Origin of the sequence: Achromobacter sp. Bel, from assembly GCF_012928505.1 — a bacterium.
GTDB lineage: Bacteria > Pseudomonadota > Gammaproteobacteria > Burkholderiales > Burkholderiaceae_B > Achromobacter.
In genome coordinates, this window is the sequence record NZ_JABBJN010000038.1 from 26,268 (window position 1) to 45,014 (window position 18,747).

Consider the following 18,747-nt stretch of genomic DNA (forward strand, 5'->3'; position numbering starts at 1 on the left):
CGGACGGGCCGGCAGCGCTTGTCACGTTATTGCAGCGTCACTTCAAGTCCGGGCATTGCGCACCCGGGTCCACCTGGTCGAAGGTCTGCAGAATCTTGATGGAACCGTCTTGCTGCACCTGCCCCAAGCGCATGGTCAGCGCGGCATGGCGTTGCCGATCCATCTTCACGGAGCCGCGGGGGCCGTCGAACGACACTTCACTCAGGGCTTGCACCACCTTCTGCGGATCCAGGCCGCCGGCCTTCTCAACCGCCGCCTTGTACAGGTAGAAAGCTTCGTACTGCGGGCCGGAGAATTCGTTCGCGGTCTTGGCGTCGTTGCCGAACTTCGCCTTCAGGCCGTCCAGGAACTTGCGGTTCTGCGGCGTGTCGATGCTGGTCAGATAAGACGCCGACATATACATGCCCACCGCCGTATCGCCCATCGTCTTGGCCGTGCCCTCGTCGATCGCCAGGTTACCGTAGGGCATCGACAGCCCCGCCGCCTTGATCTGCTTGGCCAGACTGACGTTCGGTCCGCCGCCCGCCGTCGAGCTGATCAGCGCGTCAGGGTTGGCCGAGCGGATCTTCGACACCACTGGCGTCCAGTCCGAGCCGTCGATGGGCAGGTATTCCTCACCCACGACGCGCCCGCCCTGCTTTTCGATGTATGCGCGCGTGAACTTCAGCATGCCGCGGCCGAAGGCGTAGTCGCTGCCGACCAGGAAAAAGGTCTTGGCTTTTCGCTCTTGCATGAAGTGGTCCACCACCGGCGCGACCTGTTGCTCGGGCACCCAGCCGTTCACATGCATCCAGCGGTTGCACGAACGGCCTTCGTAGAACGAGGTGTAGATGTACGGCACCTTGCCGCGCGACACGATCGGCAGCGCCGCGTTGCGGGCCGCGCTGGTCTCCATCGCGATGATGGCGTCGACCTTCTTCTGGAAGACCAGGGTGTCGTAGGCCTTTTGGGCGCCGACGGCACCCGACGCGTCGTCGGCGATCTCCAGGACAATCTGGCGGCCCAGGATGCCGCCGGCCGCGTTGATCTCATCGGCCGCCAGCTGGGACGCCTGCACCACGCCGGGCGCGACGACGCTATTGGCGCCCGACAGGCCGACCGGTACGCCGATGCGCAAGGGCTCGGCGGCGTGCGCGCTGGCGGAGATGCCGGCCAGCAATGCGACGAACGAGAAGCGGATGCGGAAGCTGCTGAATAGGGGTTTCATGAGGTTGCTCCTTGGAAGTCGGCTAAATGCCTGTCGCTTGACGTTGCCGCGGGGCGTCGCCCGCGCCCAGTTGCTCGTCGTAGAGATCGCAGCGCCTGTCGCGCAGCACGTGGTTGAAATCGTTCAATTGGCGCGCCCGGCGCGACGCCTTCACGTCGATCGGCGCCAGCAATACCTCTTCCTGATCCACGCTGGCGGGGCCCGCAGCCGTCCAGCCTTGCGATCCCACGATCAGGCTGCGGCCCACGAACGGCTGGCCGCGTTCCGTGCCCACGCGGTCGGCGCACACGACCGTCAGGCCGTTGCTGTGTGCCCCCGCAATGGTCAGCGCATGGGCCATCACCGGCCCGTCAGGTGTCTGCCCCGGCATCGGCACCCAGTTGGTGGGCACCGCCACGATGTCCGCGCCGCGCACCGCCAGCACCCGGTAGACCTCGGGAAACCAGCCGTCATAGCAGATGGCCACGCCCAGGCGGCCCAGTTCGGTATGGAACACCGGCAGGCCCAGGTCCCCGGCTTCGAAATACAGGTTTTCGTCGCCCCACAAATGCAGCTTGCGGTAGGTGCCGATGTAGCCGGCGGGGCCTGCGATCAGCGCGGCGTTGTACAGCCGGTCGCCGCAGCGCTCGGCGATGCCCGCCACCAGATAGATGCCCAGCCGCTGCGCCAGCGCGATCCAGGCCTGCGAACTGGGGCCGCCGGGCACGGCCTCGGCCAGCGCATAGGCCTCTTCGCGGCTCTCAAACACATAGCCCGTGTTGGCCAGTTCGGGCAGCACCACCAGCCGCGCACCTTGCGCGGCGGCCTGCTCCACCAGTTCGGCGGAGCGGGCGACATTGGCGGCGACTTCACCGATCACGGGAGCCATCTGCACACTGGCCACCCAGGTCGCCTGCTCCGGGGAATGTTGCGGGTCCGACGCTTGCATGCGATCTCCCTCTTCGGAAATTGAAAACGAAAAAGCCCCCGACCACGCATCGCGTGCAAGTCGGGGGCTTCTATAGCCATACTGAATGTTCAAGCAGCAATTATTGCTGCGGGGCACTGCATGCCTCGCCGGCAACTGCCAAAGCCAGTTGCGGGCCCCGTCAACGGGAGGGGAGGCATTCAGGTCAATCTTGACCGTGGGCAGATAATAGAGATCGCGCCGATCCCGGGACAATAAGTGCTTTCCCGGACGCTGAAACCGCATGCCGGCCTGTAGCAGCGAAGCGCCTTTCGCGGCGGGGCCATTGCCGCTGCGTCACTGCGACGCATTGGGACCGTCAGTCAGGCTTGGCATAATACGCAGCCATGATGAAACCCGCAGCACATCACCCTCCCCTTGCCGCCGGCTGGCTCGCCGTCGCCCCGCCCGTCCTGTCGCCGGCCGTGCGCCACTGGCTGTTCCGCCCCGGCGCGCTGACCGCCGGCCTGCGCCAGGTCGGCCAGGTCCGCCTGCGCGTGCTGGCCGAATATGCCGATGGCGCCCCCCTGGATGAAGCCCGCGCAATGGGCATCGCGCCCGGCGCGCCCGTCTGGATCCGGGAAGTGCTGATGTCGGTGAACGGGGTGGACAGCGTGCCGGCTCGCAGCCTGACGCCCCTGGGCGCGTCGCATGGCGCCTGGCAAGGCATGCGACGCCTGCTGACGCGGCCGCTGGCCGATATGCTCTACCACGACAGCACCGTCATCCGCTCGCCGTTCGCCTGCCGCCGGCTGGCCTCGCCGGTGCCGTTCCTCGGCACGGTGCGCGGCGTGCTGCCGGCCGAACACCGCGATCGCGATGCCGCCCGCGTCTGGGCGCGCCGGTCCGTTTTCTGGCGCCAAGGTCAGCCGCTGTTGGTGGCCGAGTGCTTTCTGCCGGGTTTCTGGGAACTGATCGCCGATCAGCCCGTACCGCCATTAGTCCCGCACCAGCGTACGCCGCGTTGATGCGCTCGCGGGCGATGCCCACGAGATTCCAAAGGCGCCCGAGCCGCGCGGGGCCTCTTATGCCAGAATAAGGCAATGAGACCCTACCTCGTTCTCGGTCTGCTCCTTCTTGGAACCCTGGCCGCCGTGGGCTACCGCTTCCGGCGGCCCAAGCCCGACGACTCCCGACGCCGCATCTACAGCGACGTGGTCGCCGGCGCCATCATGTACGCTTTCGCCGCGCCGGCCGTCGGCGGCGCGGCGCTCATACTGGCTCTCACCGCGGTCACCCGGGACCTCCAGAACCTGATGACGGCCATCTTCGGCCTGCCCTGGTTCTACATATTCGGCGTCGTGCCGGCGCTGCTGTGCGGCATCGTAGCGGGCGCGTTCAAACCCGTTCGCCCGACCTGGCCGGCGCTAGGCATGATGACGGTGGCGGGCGGCCTGTACGGATTCTTGTTCCTGGGCGCATTCGGCAGCCAGGAATTCCGATGGGCGGACTTACTGTTCCCCCTCAGCGTCGGTGCCCTGCCCGGCACCGTCGGATCATTGCTCTGCACGCTTTGGTTCTATGGCAGGCCCGGCCGCCCCCCTACGCCGGCAACGGATGCGGCGGCGGATCCTGCGCCGTAGCCGCAATCGTTCATCTCTTTTCTTCTCCCTGTCTTTCCCCCTTTCCTTGGCAGCCCGGTCACTGACATGCCCCCTCACATGCTCACCCTTTGGTTCCGACGGTTCTGGCTGCTTGCGCTGGCCAGCCTGATCACGTTGCATGCGGGCGCAAGCGTCGCCCAGACCTTCGATCGCCAGTTGGAGAACCAGCGCTACCAGCAATGGCTGCAAGACTTCCGCCGGGATTTCCAACAGTTCCGCCAAATGCCCGACCGGACGAATGCCGACGTGGACAAGCTGTTCGCCAATACGCTGGTGCCCGGTTCGCGTGCTTCGCAGGTGGTGAAGGAGCTGGCCGGCGCTCAGGGCGACAGCACCCACGGTGAAATCCGCTTCGTCGGCATCCAGCGCGTATTCATGGCGGCGCTGTCCCATTCCGTGGTCGCGGGCGACGGCGGCGTGTATCCCGAAACCCAGGCGGCCTTCAAGCAGCAGACGCTGCGCGTGCGCTATATGCATGTAGACGGCGGCGGGCGGTTGGAGAACTACTTCAACAACCCGGAGGTTTTCAAGCCTTACCAGTTGCCGGACCCCGGCGTGTTGGCCCGCGACGCCTACCCCTTCCTGCTGTTTGAAGACGCGCAGGGCAAGCTGCGCCTGGGCGGCGTATCCAAGGAATTCTGGGACCTGGTGAAGTACATGGACGCGCAACAATATGCGTAAGCTGCCGATCGCCCTTGCCTTGGCCACCCATGCGCTGTTCGCCCCGTCCGCCATGGCGGCGTGCGGGCCGGTAGACGCCGACTTCTCGGTACCCTCCACGCTGCCGGCCGTGCCGGTATCCGTCGACCTGCTCGATGACCACGTGTTGCTGGGCAAACGCGGTGAACGCGTCCCCACCCACCGTCAGTTGGCCTGGACGACCGAGCGTGGCGACCTGAATCCCCGCACCTGGACCGATCAGGTCGATTGGTCGGCCTACCGTGTCCGGGAAACCGCGGGCGCGACCGCGCCCACGCGCCTGTACTTCGATCCGGACGGCAAGCTGTGCCGGGTGGAGCGCTACGGCAAAATCCGCGGCAGGATCGTCCTTGAAGGCGGCTACACCCTGGCCTATGACGCGGCCGGCGCGCTGGCGGCCTACACCGAATATGATCTGGCGGGCGCATCCAGCGCCCTGCCCTACACCGCGACCCGCCGCGCCTGCCTGCAGCGCAACGCACAGGGCGTGCTGACCACCTTCATCGACGACGGCTGCGGCGACGCCAAAGGACCCGGCGCCAGCCGCCATTATCTGCACGATGCGTCAGGCCGGCTGCTGCGCGTGATCGACACGCTGTCGCCCGGCGAGCCGCTGGCGGTCCAGACCTATGATCCCCAGGGCAATCCCGCGCAGCGCTACGTGCGTCAGCATTCGGCGTTTATCGCGGCAGGCGATAGCCAAGGGTCTTTCGCCTACCCCGAACCCGCCACGCGGCCTGACCGCCTGTACCCGCGCCTGCGCGAACAGATGGCGGCGATGCCGGGTGAAATCCCCGGCGTGGAATGGCGCATCGTGCGTATCCCCGACGACGTGCCGATGGACGGCGATGACCAATCTTCCTGGGATCCCGCGGTGCAGACCGTGCTGGCCAAGGGCGAGACGGACGCACAAGGCACCGCGCGCGTCGCGCCGCAGGCCCAGGACCAGATCTGGCAGGCCATGCACCAGCACCCGGGCCGGGTCCTGTTCTATTTCGACCCGATGGGGCGCGTCGCGCTGGTGCCGGCCATGACACCCGCGCAATGGACCGCCTGCGGCGACCCGGCCAACCTGGCACCAGACGCCTGCGCAAAGTGATGCGTCACGCCTGCCGTGGCCGCGTATCCACCGCCAGGCACAGCACCGCCGTCAGCAGCGCCAGGCCAACGTGCCCCACATACAGCGGCGAGAAATCCGCATGGCTGACCGCGCCGTGCCCCAACATCAGCACGGTGATCGCCACGCCCATCACGCCGCCGACCTGCCGCGTCGCCTGATTGACGGCGCTACCCACGGCGTAGTGCTGCGCCGGCAGGCGGCTGACGGCCGCGCCCGACAACGACGGCAACACCATGCCCACGCCGATGCCGCTCAGCAGCAGACCTGGCAGCCATTGCGTCAGATAGGCCGGTTGCTCGCCCGGCACCAGCAGGAACCACAAGCCGCTGGCCGCATAGATCAAAGCACCGCCGACCAGGAAGGGGCGATGGCCCAGGCGCGCCGCCAGGCGCCCGGTCAAGATCGCCGTGGGCATCACCAGCAGCGGGCCGGGCGTCACGGCCAGGCCGGCGCGCGGCAGGCTGTAGTGCCACACGCCCGTCATGTAGAAGAAGAAGGCGAAGAACATCATCGCGAACGCGATGCCGAAACTCAGGGTGGCCAGGTTCACATAGCGATAGGTGCGGTGCTTGAAGAGCGACAGGTCGACCAGCGGATGCGGGGTGGCACGCGCCCACGCCACAAAGGCGCCCAGGGACACGATGCCCACGGCGGCCACCACGCCCAGTTCCACGCGGCTCCACGACGGCGATTCGGATTGCACGATTGCCAGCGCCAGCGCCCCCACGGCCACCATCAGCAACGCCATGCCGACGCCGTCCACGCGACGGCGCGCGTCGGGCTTCACGGACTCCTTCAGCAAACCCGCGCCGTACCACAGCGACAAGGCGCCCAGCGGCAGATTGATGTAGAACGCCCACGGCCAGCCGGCCACGTCCACCACGAACGCGCCCAGGCTGGGGCCGACCGCCGCCGCCAGGCCGCCCACCGCGCCCCACAGGCTGACCGCCACGGCGCGCTGGGATGCCGGAAACGCGGCCAGCACGATGGACAACGAGGCCGGCGTCAGTAGCGCCGCGCCCACGGCCTGCAGCACGCGGGCGGCGATCAGCCACCCCACGCTGCCCGCCAGGCCGCAGGCGGCGGACGCGGCCAGGAACAGCACCACCCCGATCATGAACATGCGCTTGCGGCCGTGGGTGTCGGCCAAGCCGCCGGACGGGATCAGCATGGCGGCGAACACCACGGTGTAGGCGTTGAGTACCCACGACATGTCCGCGGCCGAGGCCTGGGGAAAGCCGGCGCGCAAGGCGCCGAACGCCGCATACAGCATGGTGCTGTCCAGCGACACCAGGAATACGGCGATGCTGGCGACCCAGAAGACCGGCCAGGGAGACGCCACGGCGGGCGCATGCGCCGAATCGATCGCCGGGTCGTTAGCAGAAGGGGTTGCCGGGGCAGTGGCAGGCGCGGAGCGGGCAGTCGCGTGCATGATGGATCTATCCCAGCGCCTTCAGGTACACCGCCGGCTCGGCGGACAGGCCCTGCTTGACCAGGCGGGTCCGTTCATCGGCCAGCACTTCCTCGGCGCCCGCTGCCAGCCCGTCGAACGCCTGCCCGACGATGGATTCCGGCGTGGACTTCGGGCCGTCAAGGCCTTTGGTCAGGTCCGTGTCCACAAAGCCCATGTGCAGACCCAGGACCTGCGTCTTCTGCGCCCGCAGATCGTTGCGCAGGCCGTTGGTCATGGCCCAGGCGGCCGACTTGCTCATGGCGTATACGCCCAGCAGCGGGCCGTTGATCCAGCTGGCGATGGACAGCACGTTCAGCAGCGCGCCCCCGCCGTTGGCGGCCAGCACCGGTGCGAACGCCTGCGCCACGCGCAGCGAACCGAACAGATTGGTGTCCAGGTGGCGCTGCGCGGATTCGATGCTGCCCGGGGCCATGAAACCGCCCATCGCCGCGATGCCCGCGTTGTTGATGACCAGCGTCACATCCGAGGCGTGCGACGCGGCGGCCGCCACGTCTTGCGGATTCGTCACGTCCAGCTTGATCGCTTCAACCCCTGGCAACGTGACCGTCGACGGATCGCGCGCGCCGGCATAGACCTTGCGCGCGCCGCGGGCCAACGCCTCGCGGGCAAATGCCAACCCTAAGCCGCGGTTGGCGCCGGTAATCAAAACCACTGCATTCTTGAGATCCATGATTGGAAGTCCTTGATGTCGGTACAGCAAACTCGGGGCGACAAAATATGATGAACATCATATTTTTAGCCGGTAAAAAGACCGCGCAAAGCGGCCTTGGAATAGGTGGGGCGTCAGGCGGACGGGCGGCTGGCCTTGTGGTCGTATTGGTCCAGGACGGCCTGCCGGGCGGACGCCAGCACGGCGCGCCCCTCGGCGTTGTCGCCCAGGGCGCGGGCCAGCTGCAATGCGCCGACCAGGGTGCTGGTGACGGCCGCCGCGGCATGCTCGCCGGCCGTCTCGGGCAGTGCCTGCCGCACGGCGTCCATCAGCCGCTGTACACGCGTCGCCGAGACTTCGCGCACCTCCGTCGATTGGCGCGGTATTTCGGAAGCCAGCGCGGACACCGGACAGCCCCCTTCGCAACCCGTCAGGTGCGTCTCGCTCAAATAGGCTTCCACCCAGGCGCGCAAAGGGCTGGCTCCCCCCTCCCGGCGCTGCGCAATGCTCTTGGATATGCGCGCCGCGCCATCCCGGCCGGCGCGTTCCATGGCGGCGGCCAAAAGCGCGTCGCGCGACGGGAAATGCGCGTAGAAACCCCCGTGGGTCAGCCCGGCCTCTTTCATGACGTCGGCCACGCCAACACCCGCATAGCCCGCGCGACGGATCGCGCGCGCTGCGGCGTCGACGATGCGTTCGTGAGAGAGTGCTTTGCGGGAGGACGTGCCAGGCATGGTGGGGAAACCAAAATATGATGATGATCATATTATTCCCGCAAAAGCACCCCGTGCAAGAAAAATCTGGGGTGAATGTGTAACGCGGCGATGCAGGCCGGCAGGCGCGCCGGTTACCGCCAAGCCTCCGGCTCGACGCTGACTTCGCCCTTGTCGGCCGAAAAATACACGATGCCGTCCGAGATGTTCGCGTTCAATTGCATCGTGCGTTCGGCCAGTTTGGCCAGCGCGCGGCTTTGGTCCGACGGCAGGTTGATGACCTTCAGGTTGCGGGTGCGCTCCAGCTTGTTGCGCACGCCGTCCCACCAGATCTTGCTGGCCGACCCGCCGTAGCAATAGACGATGACTTCGTCGGCGCGGCCACAGGCGCGCAGGATCCGGCGCTCTTCGGGCTGGCCCACTTCGATCCACAGCTTGACCGCGCCGGTCAGGTCCTTGACCCACAAGTCGGGCTCGTCGGTGTCGCTCAAGCCCTTGGTGAACGCCAGCTCTTCCTGCGCATGCAGGGCGTAGGCGACCAGACGGACCATCAGGCGTTCGTCGGTTTCCGAGGGATGACGGGCGACGGTCAGCGAATGGCTGCCGTAGTAGTGGCGGTCCGTATCGGCGACGTTGAGTTCGGCCTTGTAGATGGTGGCGCGCAGGGCCATAAAGAGGGATCCGTTGAAGAGTGAGGCGAATTGCTTGAAGGGCGCAATGATAACGCTTGGGGCTGGGGGTGTGTTTTGGAGGCGTCTCGGGGCGATTTGTTTGCTGGCACTTCTGGGGCGATCTTTGCAGTGGCACTTCGTGGGTCGCTTGTCGGCGTGGGTGGCAGGGACGCTCGCGCCCACGATTGCGGTCCGGCGCGCCGGCGCCGGACTGCCCCGTCGTCATCGTCGTCCGCCTCCGGCTCCCTTCCGATTCCCTCGGGCGCATCGAGGTTGCTCGCGCCCCTGCCCCCCACGCCGACAAGCTGGATCCGTACGGGTCTGGTGCGATGTTGGAGCCGTGGTGGGTGTCGAGGCTTGCGGGGCCCGCCGATTGCGGCCGCCCGGGCGGCCGCAATCGGCATACACACCGCGCATCGTCGGGGCGGTCGCCGCTTCGCGAATGCGGGGGCCGGATTGCTAAGGGGCCTCCATCCAGGGGGGGTAGAGATGGTCGGCGCGCGGCGCGCGGCGGCTTGCGCATGGGGACTTTGCGCGCGCGCCGCCCATCCGGTGTCGGGGCTAAATGGCGGGAGGCGGCGTTACACTTCTGGTGGACTTTGCCCACATCGCCAACCCCTTTTGACCCACGCCCTCATCTTCCGACCATGACCGCCACCGCCGCTCTGCTCGCCTTCACACTGGCCGCCGCGATCCTCACGATGACGCCGGGGCTCGATACGGCGCTTGTCCTGCGCACCGCCGCCGTCGAAGGCGGACGCCGGGCGTTGATGGCGGGGCTGGGCATCTGCGCGGGATGCCTGCTTTGGGGCGCGATCGCCGCGTTTGGCCTGGGTTCCTTGCTGGCCGTCTCCACGCTGGCGTACGACACGCTGCGGATCTGCGCAGCCGTCTATTTGTTCTACCTGGGCGCCAAACTACTGTGGAGCACCCTGCCCGGCCGTAGTCCGGACCCACAAGCGACCGCATCTGATCCGGCCCCCCGCGGCGCGCCCGCTGCCACCAGCGCCACAGGCTGGTTTCTGCGGGGGTGCCTGACCAATGCCCTGAACCCGAAGGTGGGCATCTTCTACATCACATTCCTGCCCCAGTTCATCCCCGCAGGCAGCGACGTCCTGACCTTCAGCCTGCTGCTGGCGGCCATCCACGCGCTCCTGGGCGTGCTCTGGTTCGCCCTGCTAGTCGCCGCCACCCGCCCCTTGGCAAGATGGCTGTCCCGCCCTGCCGTGATGCGCGGTTTGGACCGTATGACCGGTGCCGTGTTCATTGCCTTTGGATTGAAGCTGGCGCTGGAGAAGCGCTGAAGCGGGCGCGGCATGGTGGGTCATGCGCGTTGAGCGCCTTTGAATTAGGCAGGCCTTGCCGCGCCTCACCCATCCTACGCGATGCGCCGCAATGTCCCGGCGAGCGCGAAGCGTCATTGTCCCGCCGCAAGACGCTTGAACGCCAAAAAAGGCCGCCCGCGCGGCCGTCTTTGGCGGCCCCGCAAACTCCTCCATCCCACCAGGCCCGAGGCAAAAACGCCAAGCACCCCGCCCTCCCCCGGCCCCGCGCCGACTGCGCATCAAGAACGCAATCGATCAAGACGCTAAATGACTCTTAAGACGCCCCAGGCAGCCTCAATAAACCCCAATAGCATGCCGAGCCACAAAATGCCCGTCACCCACGGCCACCAACGGCTCGACCAACGGATCATCCCCCAGCTTGCGCATCGGGCTGGGAATCTCGTCCACCAGCAATGACCGCTCCCGGTGCCGCCGCTGCGGATCCGCGATCGGCACGGCCGCCATCAGCTTCTTCGTATAAGGATGCTGCGGGTTCTCGAAGATCGCCCGGCGCGGCCCGATCTCGACGATCTGCCCCAGGTACATCACCGCCACTCGGTGGCTCACGCGCTCCACCACCGCCATATCGTGCGAGATGAACAGGAACGACACGCCCAGTTCACGTTGCAGATCCAGCAACAGGTTCACGATCTGCGCCTGGATCGACACGTCCAGCGCCGACACCGACTCGTCGGCGATGACGACCTTGGGATTCAGCGCCAACGCCCGCGCAATGCAAATGCGCTGACGCTGCCCGCCCGAGAACTCGTGCGGATAGCGGTCGATCATTTCGGGCAGCAGCCCGCACTTATCCATCAGCCAGCGCACACGATCCTGCGCGGCCTTGCCGCGGGCCACGCCGTGGATCAGCAGGGGTTCCATGATGGAATAGCCCACCGTCATCCGCGGGTCCAGCGACGCAAACGGATCCTGGAAGATGAACTGGATGTGCTGACGCAAGGTCTGCATGGCGCTGCCGCGCAGGGCGCCGATGTTCTTGCCGTCGAACTCGATCGTGCCGCTCTTGCTCTTGACCAGCTGCAGCAGCGACCGGCCCGTCGTGGTCTTGCCGCAACCGGACTCGCCCACCAGCGACAGGGTCTCGCCCGGGTATAGATCGAAGCTGACTTTCTCGACCGCGTGCACGCGCTTCTGCACCCGGCCCAGGATGCCGCCCGTGATATCGAAACTGGTCGTCAGGTCGCGCACCTTTAGCACCGGCCCGTTCTCGCGGCGGACGGTCGTCGGCGCCGCCACGGGCGCATCCACCAGCGCAGCCGGGTCCGCGACGTGGGCGGCTTCCTCGACCTTCAGCAGCGGGAACGGCGCGGGCTCGTCGGTGCCGTGCATGGCGCCCAGGCGCGGCACGGCCGACAGCAAGGCGCGCGTGTAGGCGTGCTGCGGACGCGCGAAGATTTCGTCCGAACCGCCCTCTTCCACCTTGTCGCCGCGATACATCACCAGCACGCGATCGGCCACTTCGGCCACCACGCCCATATCGTGCGTGATGAAAATCACGCCCATGTCCATCTCTTCCTGCAACTGGCGGATCAGTTGCAGGATCTGGGCCTGGATGGTGACGTCCAGCGCCGTCGTCGGCTCATCGGCGATCAGAAGCTGCGGCTTGCACGACAGCGCCATCGCGATCATCACGCGCTGGCGCATGCCCCCGGATAACTGGTGCGGATAGCGGTCCAGGATGGCGCGGGCCTCGGGGATGCGCACGCGTTCCAGCATGCGCAGCGTTTCCGCGCGTGCGCCGGCCGCGTCCAGCCCCTGGTGCAGCTGCAGGGCCTCGGCAATCTGGTTGCCCGCCGTGAAGCTGGGGTTCAGCGACGTCATCGGCTCCTGGAAGATCATCGCCACGTCGGCGCCGCGCACCCGTTGCAGCGTGCTGTCGGACGCGTGGGCCAGATCCAGCACGTCGCCATTGCGGCGGCGCAGGAACATGTCGCCGTTGACGATCTTCCCGCCACCGTATTCCACCAGGCGCATCAGCGCCAGCGACGTCACGGACTTGCCCGAACCGGACTCGCCCACGATGGCCAGGGTTTCGCCGCGGTCGACGTGGAACGAGACATTGCGCACGGCTTCGACCGTGCGGTCAGGCGTTTTGAAGCGCACGGTCAGGTCATCGACCTGCACGACGCGTTTGGGATCCATGGTTGCCATAGTGATTACTTTTCCTGACGCGGATCGAGCGCGTCGCGCAGCCCGTCGCCCAGCAGATTGAAGCCCAGCACCACCAGGAAAATGGCCGATCCGGGGAAGATCGACATCCAGGGCGCCTGGGTCATGAAGTTCTTGGCCGTGTTCAGCATCGAGCCCCACGACGGCGTCGGCGGCTGCAGGCCCAAGCCCAGGAAGGACAGGCTGGCTTCGGCGATGATGGCCGTGGCGATGGTGATCGTGGCCTGTACGATCAGCGGCGGCATGACGTTGGGGAAAACGTGCCGGCCGATGATGCGCAAGTCGGACGCGCCCAGCGCGCGGGCGCTTTGCACATAGTCTTCATTCTTGACCGCCAGCACCTGCCCGCGCGTCAAACGCACGAACTTGGGCGCGGCCGACACGCCGATGGCGATCATTGCGTTGGTCAGGCTGGGCCCCAGGAAGGCCGCCAGCGCGATGGCCAGGATCAGGAACGGGATGGCCAGCAGCGCCTCGGTGGCACGGGAAATGAAGCTGTCGGTCCAGCCGCCAAAGTAGCCGGCGGCAAGCCCGAAAGGCACGCCCACCACCAGCGCGATCAGCACGGACACCAGGCCCGCCATCAGGGAGGCGCGGGCGCCGTAAACCATGCGGCTGAAAATGTCGCGGCCCAGCTCGTCGGTGCCCAGCCAGTACGACGCCGACGGCGCCTTGCGGATGGTGGTGAAGCTGGTCTGCAAAGGGTCGTGGTTGGCGATGAACGGCGCCAGGACGGCCAGCAGGACGAAGAACGCCACGATGCCCAGGCCCAGCATCGCGACGTGGTTGCGTTTGAACTTTCCCCAGGCGCGATTGCGGCTGCGGGGCGGCGTGACGGCTGCGGCCGTTGCAGGAAGTGCGCTCATGAGTGCCTCAGGCGGGGGTTGACCAGGATGTACAGAATGTCGGCCAGCAGGTTCATCAGGATGAAGCCCACCGCCACGCAGAGCACCACGCCCTGCACCACCGCGTAGTCGCGCGTGAACACTGCGTCCACCACCAGTTTGCCGAAGCCCGGGATCGTGAAGACCTGTTCGGTCAGCACGGCGCCGGCCAGCAATTCGCCGAACAGCAAGGTCACCAGGGTGACGATCGGCATCAACGCGTTGCGCAGGGCATGGCGCAGCACCACGCGGCGCGGCGACACGCCCTTGGCGCGCGCGGTACGCACATAGTCGGCGGACAGCGCTTCCAGCATGGACGAACGCGTGTGCCGCATCAGGTAGGCGGCGATCGCCGTGGACAGCACCAGCGAGGGCATCAGCATGGTCTTGATCGACAGCCAGAAGTCTTCCGCCGGCGATACGTAGCCCGAGGCCGGCAGCAGCTTCCACTGCACCGACACCACCATGATCAGGATGATCCCCAGCCAGAAGTTGGGGATCGACATGCCGGACAGCGCCGCGATGTTGGCGCCCATTTCGATGGGCTTGCCTTTGCGCACCGCGGCGATGATCCCCATCGGGATGCCGATCAACAGCGCAAAGAACATGGCCATGGCGGCCAGTTGCAGGGTGACGGGCAGCTTTTGCGCGATCAGCGTCGTGACGGGCACGTCGGTGCGCAAAGACTTGCCCAGATCCCCCTGCAGCACCTGGCCGGCCCAGGCCGCGTATTGCATCGGCAGCGGATCGTTCAAGCGGTATTTGTCGCGCAGGTAGTCCAGGACGGCCGGATCGCGCTCTTCGCCGGCCAGTGTCAGCACGGGGTCGCCGGGCAGGATTTTCTGCAGCATGAACACGATCATCGACACCAGTATCAGTGTCGGTATCGCGACGATCACGCGGCGCAAGATAAGTTTAAGCATGTGGGAAAAACCGTAGAACAGGAACGGCGGACGGCGTCAGGCCAACGACACCTGGCGCGCGGCCGCCGCAAAGAACCATTGGAGACGCCGCAAACGCGTCGCCGCCTCCAACGTGCGCGGCGCCCTGGGGCCGCCGCGCGTCGTCATCACTTCTGGGCGAATGTCACACCTTTCAGGCGGATCATGCCGTCAGGATACGGCGTAAAGCCCTTGACCTTCTTGCCCATCGCGAACGGCCACGGCTGGTAGTAGTTGTACACGCCCGGCAGCTCGTCCTGGATGATCGTCTGCGCCTGCTCGTAGATCGCCTTGCGCTTCGCTTCATCCGGTATCGTGCGGGCCTCGTTCAGCAGCTTGTCCACTTCCGGGTTGCAGTAATGGCCGTCGTTCAGTGCGCCCTTGCAGGTCACGAACGAATGGATGTTGCCATCCGGGTCCACGCGGCCGGACCAGCCCAGCATCACGATCTGGAAGTTGCCGCCCGACGATTCCTTTTGCAGGGCCGCGTACTCCGTGGGGCGCAAGGATAGGTCAAAACCCGCCTCGGACGCCATCGCCTGAACAATTTCGGCCACCGACGAGGTCGTCGTGTTGTTGCCGAAGACCAGCTCCGCCTTCACGCGTTCCATGCCTGCCTGCTTGAGCAACGCCTTGGACTTGGCCACATCGCGCTGGGTGACCGGGAACTTGTCGCTGTGATAGGGGCTGGCGGGCGGGAACGGCTGTTGGGCCGGTTCGAAAATGCCGCCGCCTGCCACGTCGTTGATGGCATTGCGGTCGATCGCGTATTGGAACGCCTGGCGCACCAGCTTGTTCTTGAACGGATTGTCTTCAGCCCGCTTGCCGTTGCCCACGTTGAACATGAACTGCTGGAAGCCCAGGCCGGCCACCGGCGCGAAGGTCAGGCTGGCGTCGTTCTTCACCTGGGGGGCATCCGACGGGTTCAGGCGTTCCAGCATGTCCAGGTCGCCCGCACGCAGGTTCGACAAGCGCACCGTGGTGTCGGGGATGGGCAGGAAGGTCACGCGCTTGAAGGCGTAGTCCTTGGCGTCGTAGTACTGGTCGAATTTCTCCAGCACGATGCGGTCGTTCTGGATGCGTTCAACAAACTTGTACGGACCCGAGCACACGGGCTTGCGGCCCACCGAGGCCACGTCGGCGTCGGCGAAGGTCTTGGGCGACAGCATCATGCCAGCGCGGTCGGACAGTTGGGCCAGCAGTGTGGCGTCCGGCTTTTTCAGCGTCAGCACCAGCGTAGACGCGTCAGGCGCGTCCACTTTCTCGACCGAGGCCAGCTCACCCTTGCGCAGGCTGTCCGGCAGCGTCATCGCGCGTTCCAGGTTGGCCTTGGCGGCCGTGGCGTCGAACTTGGTGCCGTCATGGAACAGCGCGTCTTCGCGCAACTTGAACGTCAGCACCTTGTTGTCGGGGCTGAACGACCACGAGGTGGCCAGCTGCGGCACGAAATGCAGCTTGGGGTCGATGTCCACCAGCTTGTCGCACAACGACGTGAACACGATGCGGCCGACATACGTGCGGGCGCGGTGCGGGTCCAGCACGTCCGGGTCTTCCTGCAGGCCGATCCGGATGTTCTGGGCGCACGCGGCCCCCGCGGCCAGCGCCAGCAAGCTGGCGCCGAAGGTCATGGTCAAGCGTTTCATTGTGTTTTTCCCCTTGTTGCTTGCGATGCTTGAATGTAGAAGCCGGGTTAGAAGCCGACCGCCTGACCGTCGCGGCGGCTGTCGCTGGCGGCGACATAACCCAGTTCGTTGTCGTTCTCGGACATGCGCCAGATGAACTGGCCCGCGCCGAAGTCCATATAGGGATCGTCAACGGACTTCAAAGCATGCCCGAGGTCTTTCAGGCCCGCAATGGTCGAAGCCTTCATGTTGGTCTCGATGTCCAGCGTGAAGTCGCGGTTGACCTTCCAGCGCGGCGCGCAGCAGGCGGCCTGGGGGTTCTGGTGGTAGTCGATCATGCGCACGACCGTCTGCATATGGCCTTGGGGCTGCATGTCGCCGCCCATCACGCCGAAGCTCATGACCGGCTTGCCGCCGCGCGTCAGGAAACCCGGGATGATGGTGTGGAACGGGCGCTTGCCACCTTCGACCACGTTGGCCGACTTGGGGTCCATCGAGAAGCCCACGCCACGGTTCTGCATGCTGATGCCGGTGCCCGGCACGACCACGCCCGATCCGAAGCCCATGTAGTTGGACTGGATGAACGAAATCATCATGCCGTTTTCGTCGGCGGCGGTCAGGTAGATGGTGCCGCCGGCGTGCGGACGACCGGCCTCGAAATGGGTGGCCTGGTCCAGGCGGATCAGCTTGGCGCGGCTGTCCAGATAGGCGTCCGACAGCATCTGTTCGGGCGTGACCTGCATGGCGCGCGGGTCGGCCACATACTTGTACAGGTCGGCGAAGGCCAGTTTCATGGCTTCGATCTGGATGTGCTGCGACTGCACGGAATCCACGGGGATGTCGGACATGTCGAAGCGTTCGACGATGCCCAGCGCGATCAGCGCGGCGATGCCCTGCCCGTTGGGCGGGATCTCGTGCAGCTCGTAACCGCGATACGACTTGGAAATGGGCTTGACCCAGTCCGGGCGGTAGTTGCGCAGGTCTTCCAGCGTCATCGCGCCACCGCATTCCTTGCTGAAGGCGGCGATGCGTTCGGCCAGTTCGCCTTCGTAGAAGTCGCGGCCGCGGGATTCGGCGATGCGGCGCAGGGTATTGGCGGCGTCCGGGAAACGGAAGTGTTCGCCGACCTTGGGCGCGCGGCCTTCCGGCATGAATGCCTGGGCGTAACCCGGTTGCGACTTCAGTTCTTCCGCGGCGGCGCCCCACTTGTGCGCCACCACCGGCGGCACGGCATAGCCGCGCTCGGCAATTTCAATGGCAGGTTCGAACAGTTGCTCGAACGGCAGCTTGCCCAGCTTTTCATGCAGCGCGGCCCAGCCGGCTACCACGCCCGGCACCGTCACGGCATCCCAGCCGCGCTTAGGCTGGATGGCCAGGCCATCCGGACCCGTGCCGTACTTGGCCTTGAAGTATTCGGTGTTCCAGGCGGCGGGCGCCACGCCCGACGAGTTCAAGCCATGCAGTTCCTTGCCGTCCCAGACGATGGCAAAGCAATCGCCGCCCAGGCCGCACGATACGGGTTCGACCAGGACGATCGTGGCCGCGGCCGCGATGGCGGCGTCCACGGCGTTGCCGCCCTTGAGCAGCATGCGCAACCCGGCCTGGGCTGCCAGCGGATGCGACGTGGACACCACGTTGCGCGCGAACAGCGGGATGCGAACGGAAGGATACGGGTTGACCCAGTCAAAGGTTTTCATCGGCTTGTCTCTAAACGGTCTGAACGGTTAAGCAGGCGAAGGTACTCTCGTGGTCTAATTAAATCAATTTGATTTTTTGTTCAGTCATAAAAGAAAATTTTATGAGTACCATCCGGTTTTTGCGCACTTTCCTGGCTGTCGCCCACCACGGCTCATTCTCCGAAGCCGCCGAGCAAGTGGCCCTGACCCAGGCAGCCGTCAGCTTCCAGATGCGTTCGCTGGAGGCCGAACTGGGCCGCGAGCTGTTCGACCGCAGCGGGCGTCTTGCCATTCTTAACGCAGCCGGCCGGGAATTGCTACCTGAAATCAAGCATTTACTGGATTTATACGACCGAATGCGGTTGCCGCGCACCGTGCCCGGCGAACTGGCGGGCGCCGTGTCGGTCGGCAGCATCGTGTCCTGCATGGGGACCCTGTCCAAGGTCGTGTCGGGCCTGAAGAAGGCCCACCCGAAGCTGGACGTGCGCATCCTGTCGGGCAAGGCCAGCGAACTGGCCGGCAAGGTCGAAGATGGCGAATTGGACGCGGCGTTCCTGGTGGAAGCCGGACGCAAGATGGCCAGCACGCGCTGGACCCCGCTATATGAAGAGCAGTTGGTGGTGATCGCCCCGGCATCCGCCACGGGCAAGGACGCCCGTCAGGTGCTGGCAAACAACCCCTTCCTGCGATTCGACCGCACGCAGCGCACGGGCCTGCAGATCGACCGGCTGCTGCGGCGCCTGGCAGTCCCACTGAACGAATTCCTGGAACTCAACGCCATCGAGACCCTGGTGGAACTGGTGCGCCAGGAAGTGGGCGTGACCCTGCTGCCGCTGATCAACGGGTCGAACTGGCAGCACAGCCCGGAACTGCGGATCTTGACGCTGCCCCAAGACTTAGGCCCGCTTTCGCGGGCCATCGGCATGCTGGAACGGCGCGAGCACGCGCGCCAGGGCATTACGGCGGCGATCTGCGAGGCATGCGCCACGGCGTTCCGGGCGCGCGAACCGCAGGCCGCCGCCTGAC

General features: G+C 66.1%; 17 protein-coding genes. 6 read left to right on the plus strand and 11 right to left on the minus strand.

Annotation, left to right across the window (positions count from 1 at the left end; translation table 11 throughout):
- Window positions 1–37: 37 nt before the first annotated feature.
- Window positions 38–1,207 (minus strand): substrate-binding protein, encoded by a 1,170-nt coding sequence (locus HG262_RS21435; protein WP_169272942.1) that lies wholly within the window; start codon window positions 1,205–1,207, stop codon window positions 38–40.
- 22 nt (window positions 1,208–1,229) lie between these two features.
- Entirely contained in the window at window positions 1,230–2,135 is a 906-nt protein-coding gene (locus HG262_RS21440) for a nitrilase family protein (protein WP_169272943.1), read from the minus strand.
- A gap of 365 nt (window positions 2,136–2,500) precedes the next feature.
- Here HG262_RS21440 and HG262_RS21445 point away from each other — a divergent pair, with 365 nt between their 5' ends.
- The 4 genes from HG262_RS21445 to HG262_RS21460 all read left to right on the plus strand — a co-directional run bounded on the left by HG262_RS21445 (window position 2,501) and on the right by HG262_RS21460 (window position 5,555).
- Window positions 2,501–3,121, plus strand: coding sequence for a chorismate lyase (locus tag HG262_RS21445; protein ID WP_169272944.1), 621 nt, complete (start codon window positions 2,501–2,503; stop codon window positions 3,119–3,121).
- 75 nt (window positions 3,122–3,196) lie between these two features.
- On the plus strand, window positions 3,197–3,736 hold the full coding sequence (locus HG262_RS21450; protein ID WP_169272945.1) for a hypothetical protein: 540 nt from the start codon (window positions 3,197–3,199) through the stop codon (window positions 3,734–3,736).
- Between the two features lie 78 nt (window positions 3,737–3,814).
- Window positions 3,815–4,438, plus strand: a complete 624-nt coding sequence (locus tag HG262_RS21455) for a hypothetical protein (RefSeq protein ID WP_248293445.1) — start codon at window positions 3,815–3,817, stop codon at window positions 4,436–4,438.
- On the plus strand, window positions 4,431–5,555 hold the full coding sequence (locus HG262_RS21460; RefSeq protein ID WP_169272947.1) for a hypothetical protein: 1,125 nt from the start codon (window positions 4,431–4,433) through the stop codon (window positions 5,553–5,555). Before HG262_RS21455 ends, HG262_RS21460 begins: the two co-directional genes overlap by 8 nt.
- Before the next feature lie 4 nt (window positions 5,556–5,559).
- On the opposite strand, the gene HG262_RS21465 is transcribed toward HG262_RS21460, so the two are convergent.
- The 4 genes from HG262_RS21465 to HG262_RS21480 all read right to left on the minus strand — a co-directional run bounded on the left by HG262_RS21465 (window position 5,560) and on the right by HG262_RS21480 (window position 9,083).
- Window positions 5,560–7,008 carry a DHA2 family efflux MFS transporter permease subunit gene (locus tag HG262_RS21465; protein WP_169272948.1) on the minus strand — a complete coding sequence of 483 codons (1,449 nt, stop codon included), beginning with the start codon at window positions 7,006–7,008 and terminating at the stop codon, window positions 5,560–5,562.
- A 7-nt stretch (window positions 7,009–7,015) separates the two neighbouring features.
- Window positions 7,016–7,720 (minus strand): SDR family oxidoreductase, encoded by a 705-nt coding sequence (locus HG262_RS21470; protein ID WP_169272949.1) that lies wholly within the window; start codon window positions 7,718–7,720, stop codon window positions 7,016–7,018.
- 113 nt (window positions 7,721–7,833) lie between these two features.
- Window positions 7,834–8,433 carry a TetR/AcrR family transcriptional regulator gene (locus HG262_RS21475; RefSeq protein WP_169272950.1) on the minus strand — a complete coding sequence of 200 codons (600 nt, stop codon included), beginning with the start codon at window positions 8,431–8,433 and terminating at the stop codon, window positions 7,834–7,836.
- Between the two features lie 113 nt (window positions 8,434–8,546).
- On the minus strand, window positions 8,547–9,083 hold the full coding sequence (locus HG262_RS21480) for a YaeQ family protein (RefSeq protein WP_105559862.1): 537 nt from the start codon (window positions 9,081–9,083) through the stop codon (window positions 8,547–8,549).
- A gap of 647 nt (window positions 9,084–9,730) precedes the next feature.
- Here HG262_RS21480 and HG262_RS21485 point away from each other — a divergent pair.
- The gene (locus HG262_RS21485) at window positions 9,731–10,387 is read left to right on the plus strand and encodes a LysE family translocator (RefSeq protein ID WP_169272951.1); all 657 of its coding nucleotides are present in this window, start codon (window positions 9,731–9,733) and stop codon (window positions 10,385–10,387) included.
- Window positions 10,388–10,702: 315 nt separating this feature from the next.
- Here HG262_RS21485 and HG262_RS21490 read toward each other — a convergent pair whose 3' ends face one another.
- The 5 genes from HG262_RS21490 to ggt form a co-directional block, all read right to left on the minus strand.
- The gene (locus HG262_RS21490; protein ID WP_211187650.1) at window positions 10,703–12,571 is read right to left on the minus strand and encodes a dipeptide ABC transporter ATP-binding protein; all 1,869 of its coding nucleotides are present in this window, start codon (window positions 12,569–12,571) and stop codon (window positions 10,703–10,705) included.
- Window positions 12,572–12,585: 14 nt separating this feature from the next.
- Window positions 12,586–13,464, minus strand: coding sequence for a nickel transporter permease (nikC, locus tag HG262_RS21495; RefSeq protein ID WP_169272953.1), 879 nt, complete (start codon window positions 13,462–13,464; stop codon window positions 12,586–12,588).
- The gene (locus HG262_RS21500; protein ID WP_169272954.1) at window positions 13,461–14,405 is read right to left on the minus strand and encodes an ABC transporter permease; all 945 of its coding nucleotides are present in this window, start codon (window positions 14,403–14,405) and stop codon (window positions 13,461–13,463) included. Before HG262_RS21500 ends, nikC begins: the two co-directional genes overlap by 4 nt.
- 146 nt (window positions 14,406–14,551) lie before the next feature.
- Window positions 14,552–16,066 carry an ABC transporter substrate-binding protein gene (locus tag HG262_RS21505; RefSeq protein ID WP_169272955.1) on the minus strand — a complete coding sequence of 505 codons (1,515 nt, stop codon included), beginning with the start codon at window positions 16,064–16,066 and terminating at the stop codon, window positions 14,552–14,554.
- Between the two features lie 47 nt (window positions 16,067–16,113).
- Window positions 16,114–17,742: a gamma-glutamyltransferase gene (gene ggt / locus HG262_RS21510; protein WP_169272956.1), complete on the minus strand. Its 1,629-nt coding sequence runs from the start codon at window positions 17,740–17,742 to the stop codon at window positions 16,114–16,116.
- A gap of 101 nt (window positions 17,743–17,843) precedes the next feature.
- Here ggt and HG262_RS21515 point away from each other — a divergent pair, with 101 nt between their 5' ends.
- Window positions 17,844–18,746 (plus strand): LysR family transcriptional regulator, encoded by a 903-nt coding sequence (locus HG262_RS21515; protein ID WP_169272957.1) that lies wholly within the window; start codon window positions 17,844–17,846, stop codon window positions 18,744–18,746.
- Window position 18,747 lies beyond the last annotated feature (1 nt).

Excerpts from the sequence above, each read along its gene's own strand:
- HG262_RS21440 (WP_169272943.1), bottom strand. The coding sequence starts at position 2,135 with ATGCAAGCGTCGGACCCGCAACATTCCCCGGAGCAGGCGACCTGGGTG.
- HG262_RS21460 (WP_169272947.1), top strand. The coding sequence starts at position 4,431 with ATGCGTAAGCTGCCGATCGCCCTTGCCTTGGCCACCCATGCGCTGTTC.
- HG262_RS21465 (WP_169272948.1), bottom strand. The coding sequence starts at position 7,008 with ATGCACGCGACTGCCCGCTCCGCGCCTGCCACTGCCCCGGCAACCCCT.
- HG262_RS21450 (WP_169272945.1), top strand. The coding sequence starts at position 3,197 with ATGAGACCCTACCTCGTTCTCGGTCTGCTCCTTCTTGGAACCCTGGCC.
- HG262_RS21490 (WP_211187650.1), bottom strand. The coding sequence starts at position 12,571 with ATGGATCCCAAACGCGTCGTGCAGGTCGATGACCTGACCGTGCGCTTC.
- HG262_RS21435 (WP_169272942.1), bottom strand. The coding sequence starts at position 1,207 with ATGAAACCCCTATTCAGCAGCTTCCGCATCCGCTTCTCGTTCGTCGCA.
- ggt (WP_169272956.1), bottom strand. The coding sequence starts at position 17,742 with ATGAAAACCTTTGACTGGGTCAACCCGTATCCTTCCGTTCGCATCCCG.
- HG262_RS21515 (WP_169272957.1), top strand. The coding sequence starts at position 17,844 with ATGAGTACCATCCGGTTTTTGCGCACTTTCCTGGCTGTCGCCCACCAC.
- HG262_RS21455 (WP_248293445.1), top strand. The coding sequence starts at position 3,815 with ATGCTCACCCTTTGGTTCCGACGGTTCTGGCTGCTTGCGCTGGCCAGC.
- HG262_RS21475 (WP_169272950.1), bottom strand. The coding sequence starts at position 8,433 with ATGCCTGGCACGTCCTCCCGCAAAGCACTCTCTCACGAACGCATCGTC.
- HG262_RS21485 (WP_169272951.1), top strand. The coding sequence starts at position 9,731 with ATGACCGCCACCGCCGCTCTGCTCGCCTTCACACTGGCCGCCGCGATC.
- HG262_RS21470 (WP_169272949.1), bottom strand. The coding sequence starts at position 7,720 with ATGGATCTCAAGAATGCAGTGGTTTTGATTACCGGCGCCAACCGCGGC.
- HG262_RS21505 (WP_169272955.1), bottom strand. The coding sequence starts at position 16,066 with ATGAAACGCTTGACCATGACCTTCGGCGCCAGCTTGCTGGCGCTGGCC.
- nikC (WP_169272953.1), bottom strand. The coding sequence starts at position 13,464 with ATGAGCGCACTTCCTGCAACGGCCGCAGCCGTCACGCCGCCCCGCAGC.
- HG262_RS21500 (WP_169272954.1), bottom strand. The coding sequence starts at position 14,405 with ATGCTTAAACTTATCTTGCGCCGCGTGATCGTCGCGATACCGACACTG.
- HG262_RS21480 (WP_105559862.1), bottom strand. The coding sequence starts at position 9,083 with ATGGCCCTGCGCGCCACCATCTACAAGGCCGAACTCAACGTCGCCGAT.
- HG262_RS21445 (WP_169272944.1), top strand. The coding sequence starts at position 2,501 with ATGATGAAACCCGCAGCACATCACCCTCCCCTTGCCGCCGGCTGGCTC.